The following is a 13,649-nucleotide window of genomic DNA, read 5'->3' on the forward strand; positions in this document are numbered from 1 at the left end:
CGATAAAAAAGGGCGCCATCGGCGCCCTTCTTCATTGCGGTGACTCAGTGCTGCAGTGCTGGTTTTTGCTCGCCGTTGATCGGGATGCGTTTGGCTTTCGCCTCTTCCGGCACGATGCGCAGCAGGTCAATACTCAACAGGCCATTGCGCAGGTCCGCGGCCTTGATTTCGATGTGATCGGCCAGGCGGAACGACAGTTTGAAAGCGCGCTGGGCGATGCCCTGGTGCAGGAAGGTCACGCTGTCGTTGCTGTCGCGTTTGCCGCCACTGATGGTCAACACGCCTTTTTCGACTTGCAGTTCCAGGTCTTCTTCCTGGAAGCCGGCTGCCGCCACGACGATGCGGTACTGGTCATCACCGTGTTTTTCAACGTTGTAGGGTGGGTAGCTGCTGCCGGGCTCGTTGCGCAGCGCAGACTCGAACAGATCGTTGAAACGATCGAAACCAACCGAAGAACGGAACAGTGGAGCCAGGGAAAATGCGGTACTCATGGTTCAAATCTCCTGAAAACAATCAGCAAGGTTTTTTGTCTCCGCGACCCGAGTTCGGCATCGCGTAACCCTTAGATAGGGACCGCTGATTGCATTTCAAGAGGTTTTCTGCAGTTTTTTTCAGGCCGCCTCCGCGACCTGCAAACCCAGCAAACGCGAGACCTGGTCCAGTTCCGTCTCCCGGCGCATGAGGGTAAACAGCTCCACCGCCTCGGGATAATTGCGGGTCAACATCGCCAGCCATTGCTTCAAGCGACCCGGCGATTGGCGCGCGGTCATCTGCGCCTTGGCCTGCAGCCAGAATTCCTGGATCAACGGCAACAGCTCGGCCCAGGTCATCTCCACCACCTCTTCACCCGCCCGCGCGGCAGCGATCTGTCGCGCCAGGTCCGGGCGCGACACCAGGCCGCGACCCAGCATGATGTCTTCCACTCCACTGATCTCGCGGCAGCGGCGCCAGTCGTCGACGCTCCAGATATCGCCATTGGCGAACACCGGCACCTTGACCACCTCCTGCACCCGCGGGATCCACTCCCAATGCGCCGGCGGCTTGTAGCCATCCATCTTGGTCCGCGCGTGCACCACGATATGCTCGGCGCCGCCTTCGGCCAGCGCCGTGGCACACACCAGCGAACCGTCCGGGCTATCGAAGCCCAGGCGCATCTTGGCGGTCACCGGAATGTGCGCCGGAACCGCACGCCGCACATGCTCGACGATCTGGTTGAGCAGCTCGGGCTCCTTGAGCAATACCGCACCGCCACGGGATTTGTTGACGGTCTTGGCCGGGCAACCGAAGTTCAGGTCGATCACCTGCGAGCCCAGCTCACAGGCCAGCGCCGCGTTTTCCGCCAGGCACACCGGATCGGAACCGAGCAATTGCACACGCAGCGGCACGCCGGCTGCGGTCTTGGCACCGGTGAGCAATTCAGGACCGAACTTGTGGAAATAGGCAGGCGTGAGCAGTTGATCGTTGATCCGGATGAACTCGGTCACGCACCAATCGATACCGCCAACCCGGGTCAGCACGTCCCGCAGGATGTTGTCGACCAACCCCTCCATGGGCGCCAAGGCAATTTGCATGGAAAACACTCAACAAAAATCGTGCGGCAGTTTAGCCGGTTTCGCCGACCAGGGCATGCCGTACCGGTGGACGGTTTCGCGTCGTTTCGACGAAAAAGCCGAGTTAAACCGTCGACACGCCGCAAAGAAAGTCGGGCTGGCAAAGTAAAAGCACTTTCATATGCATTTACTCCGACGCCCAGTTAGTGGATGAACATGTTTGAGTGACTCTTTCGAGACATAACGATCTACTTACGTGACGGCAGTTACGGCTCGGTTCGCGAACTGGATAATTTTCTAGAAACAAAAATGATGTACAGCATCAGAAGTCACCTGGAGGGGGAGTCTAAATCAAGCATTGTGGCGTGCTTACGCTGCAGGCCTAAAAAGCCGAATCGACCAAACACATTGTAGGACTCATCCCTCACAACAAGAGGAAAGTAGAGCGATAACACAGGATAAAGCCGACTCCACAAACTCTCGACAATCGTGAATAGTCAAACTTGCATTATGAACAAATCAAAACCTCAACGTATCCACCTTAAAAACACAGAACGAGACATCATAGAAAACCATCCAAGACTAATGACTCACGAAAGCAAAACAACTGAATTTCATCGACCACGCACCTTAAAACAGAAAACAACATCACCACATCAAGCCAACTTTAACCCACCAAAAACGCAAACTTACGGAGCCACCTCCAACACCTGAAACAACATAAATACACATAAATACACATAAATACACATAAAACCTCACATACAGGATAGACAACATGACAAAAACCAATAGAGACATTATTGTCATCGGAGGCGAATCACCTGAAGAACGAAAGTACATGGCGCCTATTGATGAATACATACGATCACTATCAGAAAAAGCCAACCCTACGATTCTTTTTATTTCAACAGCCAATGGTGACGATCCGATCAAGGCCCGCGAGTTCTTTAACAAATATGAAAGTTCAGGCTGCATTGTCATTCAACTGACATTTTTCATACCGCCGTTCACGCACGCAGCACATATTTCATCATTGATAGACCAAGCTGACATTATCTACGTCGCTGGTGGCAACACGAGAGCAATGCTCGCCATTTGGCGGGAATTCGGTGTAACCGACTGTCTGAGAAAAGCGTGGGTAAACGGTAAAATTCTCTGTGGTGTCAGCGCCGGAGCAATTTGTTGGTTCGACTACGGACACTCGGACTCTGGAGGAGAATACGCACTGATCAACGGCCTAGGGTTACTCTCCGGAGCACTATGTCCGCACTTCAGCTCAGAGGCCGAACGACATGCATCCTTCGTCGAGTTAGTGCGTTCAAAAAACATTCACCCTGCCTATGCAGTAGATGATGGCATTGCGCTCCACTTCAAAAATGGCAAATACCATAAAACAATCCGCAACGAGATGTTACGCAACAGCTATTACATCAATACGGCATACCCACATGTCCGTTCACTGTGAACCCAGAATGCCCACGATATTGTCGCGCCGACACTCAGACTTAACATCACCCTCATCAATTACCTTGCAACGGCCAATAAAACTACCGTCTGCGTAAACGCTTCTGGATTTACAGTGCGCCCCTTTACCCAGCGCGCAGGTGTTTTTCACTTCCGAGTGGAAGCGCTATCCTGGCGCACAAAAAAACGGCACCGTTGCGGCGCCGTTCGTTTATCAAGCCAAATTACTTACGCGCCGCCTCCCACGACTTCAGCAGTTCGGCATAACTCACGGTCTCGCCCTTGGGTTTCTCGTTGGCCAGTTTCGGTTTTGGTGCGCCCGGCTGGTCGAACCAGTATTGCGCGTCGCGTTCCGGGTTCATTTTCGGGCCGCAAACCGGTTGGACCTTGGAGCGTTCGAGGCGGGCCATGATGGCGTCCTGGTCCTTGGCCAGGCCGTCGAGGGCCTGTTGCGGGGTTTTCTCGCCACTGGCGGCTTCGGCAATGTGGCTCCACCACAGCTGGGCCAAGCGCGGGTAGTCCGGCACGTTGGTCCCGGTCGGGGTCCATTGCACGCGGGCCGGGCTGCGGTAGAACTCCACCAGGCCACCGAGCTTGGGTGCCAGGTCGGTCATGGCCTGGGAGTTGATGTCCGACTCACGAATCGGCGTCAGGCCGACGATGGTCTTTTTCAGCGACACGGTTTTTGAAGTGACGAACTGGGCATAGAGCCAGGCCGCCAGTTTCTGTTTCTCCGGCGTCGACTTCATGAACGTCCAAGACCCCACGTCCTGATAGCCCAGCTTCATGCCCTCCTCCCAATACGGTCCGCGCGGCGATGGCGCCATCCGCCATTTCGGCGTGCCGTCGGCGTTCATCACCGCCAACCCTGGCTTGGTCATGTCGGCCGTAAAGGCGGTGTACCAGAAGATCTGCTGGGCGATGTTGCCCTGGGAGGGCACCGGCCCGGATTCGGAGAAGGTCATGCCGGCCGCTTCCGGTGGCGCGTAGGCCTTCATCCAGTCGACATACTTCTGTGTCGCGAACACCGCCGCCGGGCCGTTGGTATCGCCACCACGGGTCACGCTGGAGCCGACCGGGTGGCAATCCTCGACGCGAATGCCCCACTCATCCACCGGCAAGCCATTGGGCAGGCCCTTGTCGCCCCCACCGGCCATGGAGAACCAGGCATCGGTGAACCGCCAGCCCAGGGACGGGTCTTTCTTGCCGTAGTCCATGTGCCCATACACCCGCTTGCCGTCGATTTCCTTGACGTCTTCGGTGAAGAACTTGGCGATGTCCTCATAGGCCGACCAGTTCACCGGCACGCCCAGCTCATAGCCGTACTTTTCCTTGAACTTGGCCTTCAGGTCCGCCCGCTCGAACCAGTCGGCGCGAAACCAGTAGAGGTTGGCGAATTGCTGGTCGGGCAGTTGATAGATCTTGCCGTCTGGCGCGGTGGTGAAGGAAAGACCGATGAAATCCTTGAGATCGAGGGTCGGCGAGGTGTAGTCCTTGCCTTCATTGGCCATCAGGTCGGTGATTGATTCGGTTTTGCCATAGCGAAAGTGCGTGCCGATCAGGTCCGAGTCGTTGACCCAACCGTCATAGATGTTTTTGTCCGACTGCATCTGGGTCTGCAGTTTTTCCACCACGTCGCCTTCTTGCAACAGGTCGTGGGTCAGCTTGATCCCGGTGATTTCGTTGAAGGCCTTGGCCAGCACCTTGGACTCGTATTCGTGGGTGGCGATGGTTTCCGAGACCACGTTGATCTTCATTCCACGAAACGGCTCGGCGGCCTTGATGAACCACTTCAGCTCTTCCAGCTGTTGCTCGGCCGTGAGAGTCGAGGGTTTGAATTCGCTGCCAATCCATTTTTTCGCGGCGTCTTCATAGGCATCGGCCCAGGCTGCAACGCTCAACCCGCTGAGTGCCAGCATGGCTGCCACTGAAATGCTATGTCGCAGCTTATTGTTTTTCTCGAACATAGAGACCTCCTGTATTAGGTTTCGGAGCACGATTGCCGGGTGTCGGCTAGCCCCAACGCATCACGACCAACAGCCACACCAGGGACAGGCCGGTGGCCACCCAGATGCTCCAGCCGGTAGCGCCAATCACCAGCAAATGCAGGTAGGCGCTGCCGAGAAGACCGATAAACAACCGATCACCACGGGTGGTGCTGATCGGTAAAAAGCCGCGCCGGGCGATGCTCGGCGAACGCAGTTCCCAGGTGGTCATGCCCACCAGCAGCAAGGCGATGGCGCCGAAGAACAGCGCGGTCGGCTGGGTCCAGTTCATCCACTCCATCATCAGCTCCTCACACTCGTCCCAGGGCAAAGCCCTTGGCCACATGGTTGCGTACGAACCAGATCACCAGCATGCCCGGCAGGATCGTCAGCACCCCGGCCGCCGCCAACACCCCCCAATCGATCCCCGAGGCCGATACGGTGCGGGTCATCACCGCGGCGATCGGCTTGGCATTGACCGAGGTCAGGGTGCGCGCCAGCAGCAGCTCGACCCAGGAAAACATGAAGCAGAAGAACGCCGTCACACCGATGCCCGAGCCGATCAGCGGGATGAAAATCTTGACGAAGAACTTGGGAAAACTGTAGCCGTCGATGTAGGCGGTTTCGTCGATTTCCTTCGGCACTCCGGACATGAACCCTTCGAGGATCCACACTGCCAGCGGCACGTTGAACAGGCAGTGGGCCAGGGCCACCGCGATGTGGGTGTCGAACAGGCCGATCGACGAATACAGCTGGAAGAACGGCAACAGGAAGACCGCTGGCGGCGCCATGCGGTTGGTCAGCAGCCAGAAGAACAAGTGCTTGTCGCCGAGGAACCGATAACGGGAGAACGCGTAGGCCGCTGGCAGCGCCACGCTCAGGGAAATCACCGTGTTCAGGCTCACGTAGTACAACGAGTTGAGGTAGCCGGTGTACCAGCTCGGGTCGGTGAAGATCACTTTGTAGTTGGCCAGGGTGAAGTCCTGGGGAAACAGGGTCAGGCCACCGAGGATTTCCGTGTTGCTCTTGAACGACATGTTCAGCAACCAGTAGATCGGCACCAGCAGGAACAGGATGTAGAGCAACAGAGGCAGCAGCTTGGTCTTGCTCATGTCGGGCCTCAGCGGTTGGCGTCGGAGTGGGTCATGGCGGTGTAGAACAGCCAGGACACCAGCAGGATGATCAGGAAGTACACCAGCGAGAAGGCCGCCGCCGGCCCCAGGTCAAACTGGCCGATCGCCATCTGGGTCAAGGTCTGGCTGAGGAAGGTGGTGGCGTTGCCCGGCCCACCACCGGTGAGCACGAACGGCTCGGTGTAGATCATGAAGCTGTCCATGAAACGCAGCATCACCGCGATCAGCAGCACACTCTTGAGCTTGGGCAACTGGATGTGGCGAAACACCGCCCAACTCGATGCCCGGTCGATCCGGGCGGCCTGGTAGTAGACATCCGGGATCGCCCGCAGACCGGAGAAACACAACAGGGCCACCAGCGAGGTCCAGTGCCAGACATCCATCACCAACACCGTGACCCAGGCATCCATGGTGTTGGCCGCGTAGTTGTAGCTGATGCCCATGGCGTTGAGGGTCGAGCCCAGCAGGCCGATGTCGGCGCGGCCGAAAATCTGCCAGATGGTGCCGACCACGTTCCATGGAATCAGCAGCGGGATTGCCAGGATGATCAGCACCAGCGACGACCAGCGGCCCTTGGTCGGCATGGTCAGGGCGATGCCGATGCCCAGCGGGATCTCGATCAGCAGCACGCAGGTGGAATAGATGAACTGGCGCAGCAGCGAGTCGTGCAGCCGTGGGTCCAGCAGCACCTGTTTGTACCAGTCGGCCCCGACGAAGTAGCGGCTGGACTGGTCGAAGATGTCCTGCACCGAATAGTTGACCACGGTCATCATCGGGATCACCGCACTGAACGCCACCAGCAGGAACACCGGCAGCACCAGCCACCAGGCCTTGTTGTTCTGCACCTTGTTCATGGCTGCCCCTCGTTGCTGGCGTGCATGGGCAGCAGATAGTCATCGGCGTAGACCATCAGCCACTGCGCCGGAAAGCTGATATAGGCGGTGCCCTGGGGCACCGGCTTGTCTTCGGCCAGGCGCACTTTGAGCGGCACGCCGCCCAGGTTCAGGGTCATGATCTTGTAGGTGCCCAGGTCCTCGACATGCACCACCGTCGCTTGCATTGCCTCATCGAAGGGCTCGTCCCAGACATGCACGAACTCCGGGCGGATGCCAACCTTCAGCGATTTGCCGGCGGCCTCGGCGATGCGCTGCTGCAGACCTTCGGACAACGGCAAGTCGATGTCAGCGAAACCCACGCCCCCGGGACGTGGGCTGACCTCGATCAGGTTCATCCCCGGGCTGCCGATGAAATAACCGACGAAGGTATGGCTCGGCCGCTCGAACAGCTCGCGCGGGGTACCGAACTGGACGATCTGCCCGCCGTACATCACCGCGATCTTGTCGGCGAAAGTCGAGGCCTCGAGTTGATCGTGAGTGACGTAGACCATGGTGATGTTGAATTGCTCGTGGATCTGCTTGAGCTTGCGCCGCAGCTTCCACTTAAGGTGCGGGTCGATCACCGTCAGCGGCTCGTCGAACAGGATCGCCGACACGTCGTCACGCACCAACCCGCGGCCCATCGAGACTTTCTGTTTTTCGTCGGCGCTGAGGTTGCGCGCCTTTTTCCCCAGCAGCGCCTGCAGGTCGAGGACCTCGGCGATTTCCTGGACCTTGCTGTGTACCCGGGCCTCGGCCATGCCTTGATTGCGCAGGGGAAAAGCCAGGTTATCGAACACCGTCATGGTGTCGTAGACCACCGGAAACTGGAAAACCTGAGCGATGTTGCGCTTCTCCGGGGTCAGTTGGTTGACCACCTTGTTGTCGAACAGCACCTGCCCTTCGGAGGGGCTGAGCAGGCCGGAAATGATGTTGAGCAAGGTCGACTTGCCGCATCCGGAAGGCCCGAGCAAGGCGTAGGCCCCGCCCTGCTCCCAGACATGGTTCATCTCACGGATCGCGTAGTCTTCAGGCCCCGCCGGGGTGCGGGTGTAGCTGTGGGCGAGGTTGTGCAAGTGAATTTCGGCCATCAGGCAACCCTCGCGACACGCCGGCCGGGCGCCTGCAGCAGGCGTCCCTGGCCGTCGAAGACAAACAGTTTGTGGGTCGGGATGTAGATGCGGATCGGCGCATCGACGTCGTACTCGTGCACCCCGGGCAAGTGCAGCACCAGCAGGAAGTGTTCGTTGCGCACATGCAGGAAGGTTTCCGAACCGCTGATTTCCGCCACTTCGACGGTCACCGCCAGTTCCAGGTCGTCGTCGTTGCTCGGCACCAGGGAAATATGGCTGGGGCGCACGCCAAAGCGGAACTCACCTTCACCCACCGGACGCAAGTCGACGTTCAGCGGGAAGTGCACAAAATTGGCGAAGCTGACTTCGTTGCCGGCGATGCGCCCCGGCATCAAGTTGATCGGTGGCTCGGAGAACAGTTCGGCGGCCAGCACGGTCTGCGGCTGATGATAGACCTCGGCGGTCTTGCCGCTCTGGATCACCCGGCCCTCGTGCAGGATGGTGGTGGTGCCGCCCAGGGCCAGCGCCTCGTTGGGTTCGGTGGTGGCGTAGATGGCGATGGTATGGCGCGCCTGGAACAACTCGCGCATTTCCTGGCGCAGCTCTTCGCGCAGCTTGTAGTCGAGGTTGACCAGGGGTTCGTCGAACAGGATCAGTTCGGCATCCTTGACCAGCGCCCGGGCCATGGCGGTGCGCTGCTGCTGGCCGCCCGACAACTCCAGCGGATAACGCTTGAGGAACTTGTCGATGCGCAGCATCTGCGCGGTCTCGTGCACCTTGCTCTGGATCAGCTCGGCCGAGACCCCGGCTTGGCGCAAGGGCGAGGCGATGTTCTCGAACACGGTCATGGTCGGGTAGTTGATGAACTGTTGATAGACCATCGACACGTTGCGCAGACGCACCGGGCGCTGGGTGACATCGACCCCGTTCATCAGGAGACGCCCGCTGTCCGGCTTGTCGAGACCGGCCATCAAGCGCATCAGGCTGGTCTTGCCCGACAGCGTGCGGCCCAGCAGGACGTTGAACGACCCGGGCTCGAAGTGCAGGTTGGCATCATCGATCCAGACTTGGCCCTCGACGGTGCGGCTGACATGCTCCAGCGTTAATGACATGGCTCGGCCTTTTTCTTATTGGAGTCAAGCGACCGAGGTGACAGAGCGACATTCGTGCCAGAAATTCCAAAGGCTTGATCTGCCTGGGCTTTGACGAAAAAGAACAGGATGATGGGTTCGCGCCTGAACAGAAATGAACAACTTCACCTGCGCAATTGAACAGTTGCCGAGTTGACTTTGAACAATTGTGAACAACACTCAATCGATTACGTCGTTGCGTTCGTCCATAACAAAAACAATAAATGTTTGCCCAGGGACTGCCTGCCATGTCCGCGCCTGCCTCGCCCTTGCCTCACGATGCCATCATCCAGAACTCCTGGTCTCGCTGCCGCGCGTTCGGGCTCGATCATCAAAGTCCCCCGGCGTTCGACCAACTCCCCGCCGCCGGTATCGCGCGCCTGCTGGAAAGCCAGCACGCACTGGTGCAGACCACCCACCAAGAGGTGCTGCCTTATTACGAGAACATCCTGAGCAACTCCAACTGCCTGATCATGCTGGCCGACAACCAGGGCCAAGTGCTGACCTCATGGGGTACCCAACGTTTTATCGAGCCGAGCCTGAGCCGTGGCTTCAACGCCGGTGCCAGTTGGCGTGAGCAATCCAGCGGCACCAACGCCATCGGTACCGCCCTGGCCTGCGAACAGGCCGTGCATATCGCCCACGATGAGCACTTTCTCAAGGCCAACCGCTTCATGACCGGCTCCGCCGCACCGATTTTCGATGCCGAGCGGCGGCTGATCGCCGTGCTCGATGTATCCAGCGACAGCTACCTGCCCCCGGACCACACCCTGGGCATGGTCAAGATGATGAGCCAGACCGTGGAAAACCGGCTGATCCTCAATCTGTTCAAGGGTGAACACTTCCAGTTGGTGTTCAACACCGGGCTGAACAACCTCGACAGCCAATGGGCCGGCCTGCTGATTTTTGATGAAAGCGGTCAGGTGCTCTCGGCCAATCGGCGCGCGGACAATCTGCTGGGCATCAGCTTGTCGCGGGTCAGCATCGACAGTCTGTTCAAGGTCTCGTTGCTGGAGTTGCTCAACCAGCCCGACGGCCTGCCCTTCGCCCTGCAGGCGGCAGGGCGCAATCGTTTCCATTGCCTGCTCAAGCGGCCGTTGCAGCGCCCGGTGCAGGCCCGGGTGTTTGCCCAAGCCCCCCTCCCCGCGCCACAGCCCATCAGCCTCGGCACCCTGCACTTTGGTGACAGTCGCGTGGAAAAGGCCGTGCGCCAGGCCGAGCGCCTGTTGGAAAAAGACATTCCCCTATTGATTCACGGCGAAACCGGGGTGGGCAAGGAAGTCTTCGTCAAGGCCCTGCACCAGGCGAGCTCACGCAGCAAACTGGCGTTTATCGCCGTCAACTGCGCAGCGATCCCCGCCGAACTGGTGGAGTCCGAGCTGTTTGGCTATGAAAAAGGTGCCTTCACCGGCGCCAATCAGAAAGGCAGCATCGGCCTGATCCGCAAGGCCGACAAAGGCACCCTGTTTCTCGACGAAATCGGCGACATGCCACTGCCGACCCAGGCCCGGCTGCTGCGAGTGCTGCAGGAGCGTTGCGTGCAACCGGTGGGCAGCAGTGAACTGTTCGCGGTGGACATCCGCATCATCTCGGCCACCAACCGTTCATTGCGCGAGCAGGTGCAACTGGGGCGCTTTCGCGAGGACCTGTATTACCGCATCGGCGGCCTGACCCTGGAACTGCCACCGCTGCGCGAGCGCAGCGATAAGCAGGCGTTGTTCAAGTGTCTCTGGGAACAGCACCGCGAGGCGCTCCAGTGGGCCGGCTTGAGCCCGGAGGTACTGGCCCTGTTCGAACGCCATCCATGGCCTGGCAATCTGCGCCAGGTCAGCAGCGTGATCCAGGTGGCCCTGGCCATGGCCGAAGACCAACCGGTGCGGCCGGAGCATTTACCGGACGATTTTTTTGTCGACCTGGAGATGGAGCCGCTTGAGACGCCCGAGACTTTGGCGGTGGACTTGAATGATGCCGAGGATTTGAATCGGCAGTTGCAGGCAGTTGGGGGGAATATTTCGCATTTGGCACGGCGGTTGGGGGTTAGTCGCAATACCCTCTATAAAAGGTTGCGCCAGTGCGAGAGCTGACCGCTGCGCGGTCAATCGCGAGCAAGCTCGCACAGTGGTTCTGGGGTGCTCGCGGATTTTGCATGCGCCGAAGCCAATTTGTGGAAGCTGGCTTCGGCGCGATTTAGCAATGAAGCAACCAGGTGATTCTCAACTGTATGCGTTGATAAACCAGGTGATCATCGGGATAGCCACAATGTCGATCAGCACGGCACCGCACAGCGGCACGATGATGAAGGCTTTGTACGAGAACACTTTGTAATGGTCACAAATGGCGCCCATGTTGGCCACTGCATTGGGCGTCGCGCCCAGCCCGTGCCCCATGAAGCCTGCGCACAAGACTGCCGCGTCGTAGTTGCGGCCAAACAGGCGGAACAGGACGAACACGCACAGCAAAATCATGATCACCACCTGCACCACCAGAATCACCAGCAGCGGCAAGCCAAGCTTCTCCAGCTCCCAAAACTTCAGACTCATCATTGCCATGGTCAGGAACATGCCCAGGCACACATCGCCGATAGTGCTGACGGCATGGTCGGGCATCTCGATAACCTGAGCACGGTCATTGAGGTTGCGCAGGATGATCGCGACGAACATGGCGCCCACATAGCTCGGCAACACGATACCCAGATGCTGTTGCAAGCTGGAGCCCAGCCAGAACCCAAGCACCATGATCACCACAATGCAGGTCAACAAGCGCAACAAGGTGGCAGCATCCAGCGCGGGCTGCGGGGTGTGGACCACTTCTTCGAACGCCTTGAGGCTGCCAACGGCTTCGGCCTTGACTACGAGTTTGTTGCGCTCGATCAACCAGCGCGCCAGCGGGCTACCCAACAAGCCGCCTGCCACCATGCCAAAGGTTGCAGCTGCCAGCGCTGCAGTGGTCGCACCGATCGCACCGAGGTTTTCAGCAATCGGCCCGAAAGCTGCCGCCGCACCAAAACCGCCTTCCAGTGACACCGCGCCGGCCATGATCCCCAGCAACGGGTCGATGCCCAGCAGCTTGGCGACACTGACACCCACCACGTTTTGCACCAGCGCCAGGCCCCAGCACGCACCCAGGTAGATAAACAGCAATTTGCCGCCCTTGCGCAGCAAACCCAGGCTCCCACCCAAACCGACAGTGGTGAAAAACGCCACCATCAGCGGGGTTTGCAGGCTGGTGTCGAGGGTCAGGTTGAGCAGTTGCTGATCACGTAACAGCCAGATCACCAAGGCAAAACCAAAACCACCAATCACCGGTGCAGGAACACACAGGTGACGCAGCCAGTAGCTACGTTTTTTCAGTTGGGCACCCAGGCCCAGCAGGAGCAAAGCGAGAGCGAGGGTGCTCAGCGCATCCAGTTCGAATGTCAGCATGGCGAATTTCTCTTTTTCTTATGATTCAACAAGCGGTTTCAGGGATTTACGGAAAAACTTAATCGATCAGGCTGGCGAGCAGACGCGCGCCAATGCGGGCGGTTCGATTGTCGATATCCAGGCCGGGGTTGAGTTCGGCGATGTCGGCCATGCGCAATTTGCCGCTGGCCTTGGCATGACGTATCAGGTGCTCGACGATCTGCATGTCCACGCCATGGGCAGACGGCGCACTGACACCGGGCGCCTGGCTGGCAGGCAGGACATCAAGGCAGATGGTCATGTAGAGGTGATCGACGTCTTGCAAGAACTCATCGATCAGCGCTTCGCAGGCGGGTATGTCCCAGCTGTTCATTTGCCGGTCGAGGCGGTAACGCACATTCAGTCGCTGCGCCTGCTCAAACAGCGCCTGGGTGTTGTTCATCTGGCTGACACCCAGGCAGCAATAGGTGAACGGCATCTGCGCACGCTGGCAGTACTCGGCTATCTGGCGAAAAGGGGTACCCGAACTGCTTTGTTCACCATGGCGCAGATCAAAGTGGGCATCAAAGTTGAGAACGCCGATCCGCGCATGCGGGGTGGCCTGGCGCAGGTGATCGGCCAGGCCGCTAAAGCTGGCAAAGGCGATTTCATGGCCGCCACCCAACCCCAACGGCAAATGCCCCTGGTTGAGCATATAGCTGACGTGGTGAGCGTAAATCTGCTGCGCGCCTTCGAGGTTGCTGTCGGTGCAGCTCACATCGCCCGCGTCATACAGCGGCGCATGGCCGTGCCACGCCAGGTTGGCCAGCGCCTTGCGCAGTGCTGACGGGCCAAGACGGGCGCCGGTGCGTCCTTGATTACGTTTGACGCCTTCATCACAGGCCAGTCCAATCAGTGCTGCACCCGCAGACTGACCCTCGCAGAAGGGCTTGACCCATTGATGCCAGCGCAGCGCAGCCTGCCCTTCGCCAGCGTCGATACGACCTGTCCACAGGGGTATGTCAGAAACAGCAGTCATGCTTGAAACTCCAGTCA

General features: G+C 58.9%; 13 protein-coding genes and 1 pseudogene. 4 read left to right on the forward strand and 10 right to left on the reverse strand.

All coding sequences use genetic code 11. The features are described from left to right. Positions 1 to 44: 44 nt before the first annotated feature. Together PspS04_RS17570 and PspS04_RS17575 are read right to left on the reverse strand one after the other, a co-directional pair. Positions 45 to 491 (reverse strand): Hsp20 family protein, encoded by a 447-nt coding sequence (locus PspS04_RS17570; RefSeq protein WP_095171347.1) that lies wholly within the window; start codon positions 489 to 491, stop codon positions 45 to 47. Positions 492 to 611: 120 nt separating this feature from the next. Beyond that, complete coding sequence (locus PspS04_RS17575; RefSeq protein WP_095171348.1) at positions 612 to 1,571, reverse strand: tRNA dihydrouridine synthase; 960 nt, start codon at positions 1,569 to 1,571, stop codon at positions 612 to 614. Here PspS04_RS17575 and PspS04_RS27570 point away from each other — a divergent pair. The 3 genes and pseudogenes from PspS04_RS27570 (at position 1,570) to PspS04_RS17580 (ending at position 3,018) form a co-directional block, all read left to right on the forward strand. After that, the gene (locus PspS04_RS27570) at positions 1,570 to 1,719 is read left to right on the forward strand and encodes a hypothetical protein (RefSeq protein ID WP_162530190.1); all 150 of its coding nucleotides are present in this window, start codon (positions 1,570 to 1,572) and stop codon (positions 1,717 to 1,719) included. The two genes, PspS04_RS17575 and PspS04_RS27570, sit on opposite strands and share 2 nt — an antisense overlap. After that, positions 1,720 to 1,856: pseudogene (locus PspS04_RS27530) on the forward strand (IS630 family transposase); the annotation flags it as partial. It abuts the gene before it with no gap. 472 nt (positions 1,857 to 2,328) lie between these two features. Next, positions 2,329 to 3,018: a peptidase E gene (locus PspS04_RS17580; RefSeq protein WP_159996895.1), complete on the forward strand. Its 690-nt coding sequence runs from the start codon at positions 2,329 to 2,331 to the stop codon at positions 3,016 to 3,018. A 223-nt stretch (positions 3,019 to 3,241) separates the two neighbouring features. On the opposite strand, the gene PspS04_RS17585 is transcribed toward PspS04_RS17580, so the two are convergent. Genes PspS04_RS17585 through PspS04_RS17610 form a run of 6 tightly spaced genes read right to left on the reverse strand, consistent with a single transcriptional unit; the run spans position 3,242 to position 9,195 of the window. Beyond that, on the reverse strand, positions 3,242 to 4,984 hold the full coding sequence (locus PspS04_RS17585; RefSeq protein WP_095171352.1) for an ABC transporter substrate-binding protein: 1,743 nt from the start codon (positions 4,982 to 4,984) through the stop codon (positions 3,242 to 3,244). 46 nt (positions 4,985 to 5,030) lie between these two features. Beyond that, a complete protein-coding gene (locus PspS04_RS17590) occupies positions 5,031 to 5,303 on the reverse strand; it encodes a DUF2160 domain-containing protein (RefSeq protein ID WP_095171353.1) in 273 nt (90 codons plus the stop codon). 10 nt (positions 5,304 to 5,313) lie between these two features. Next, complete coding sequence (locus PspS04_RS17595) at positions 5,314 to 6,114, reverse strand: carbohydrate ABC transporter permease (RefSeq protein WP_095171355.1); 801 nt, start codon at positions 6,112 to 6,114, stop codon at positions 5,314 to 5,316. 8 nt (positions 6,115 to 6,122) lie between these two features. Beyond that, complete coding sequence (locus PspS04_RS17600) at positions 6,123 to 6,989, reverse strand: carbohydrate ABC transporter permease (protein ID WP_095171356.1); 867 nt, start codon at positions 6,987 to 6,989, stop codon at positions 6,123 to 6,125. Beyond that, positions 6,986 to 8,101 carry an ABC transporter ATP-binding protein gene (locus PspS04_RS17605; RefSeq protein WP_159996898.1) on the reverse strand — a complete coding sequence of 372 codons (1,116 nt, stop codon included), beginning with the start codon at positions 8,099 to 8,101 and terminating at the stop codon, positions 6,986 to 6,988. Before PspS04_RS17605 ends, PspS04_RS17600 begins: the two co-directional genes overlap by 4 nt. Beyond that, positions 8,101 to 9,195 carry an ABC transporter ATP-binding protein gene (locus tag PspS04_RS17610; protein WP_095171361.1) on the reverse strand — a complete coding sequence of 365 codons (1,095 nt, stop codon included), beginning with the start codon at positions 9,193 to 9,195 and terminating at the stop codon, positions 8,101 to 8,103. Before PspS04_RS17610 ends, PspS04_RS17605 begins: the two co-directional genes overlap by 1 nt. Positions 9,196 to 9,461: 266 nt before the next feature. Here PspS04_RS17610 and PspS04_RS17615 point away from each other — a divergent pair, with 266 nt between their 5' ends. After that, positions 9,462 to 11,297: a sigma-54-dependent Fis family transcriptional regulator gene (locus PspS04_RS17615; protein ID WP_159996900.1), complete on the forward strand. Its 1,836-nt coding sequence runs from the start codon at positions 9,462 to 9,464 to the stop codon at positions 11,295 to 11,297. Positions 11,298 to 11,426: 129 nt separating this feature from the next. On the opposite strand, the gene gltS is transcribed toward PspS04_RS17615, so the two are convergent. After that, positions 11,427 to 12,635, reverse strand: a complete 1,209-nt coding sequence (gene gltS / locus PspS04_RS17620; RefSeq protein ID WP_159996902.1) for a sodium/glutamate symporter — start codon at positions 12,633 to 12,635, stop codon at positions 11,427 to 11,429. Positions 12,636 to 12,693: 58 nt separating this feature from the next. After that, a complete protein-coding gene (gene hutG / locus PspS04_RS17625) occupies positions 12,694 to 13,632 on the reverse strand; it encodes a formimidoylglutamase (RefSeq protein ID WP_159996904.1) in 939 nt (312 codons plus the stop codon). Positions 13,633 to 13,649: the final 17 nt, after the last annotated feature.

Origin of the sequence: Pseudomonas sp. S04 (assembly GCF_009834545.1) — a bacterium.
Classification (GTDB): Bacteria; Pseudomonadota; Gammaproteobacteria; order Pseudomonadales; family Pseudomonadaceae; genus Aquipseudomonas.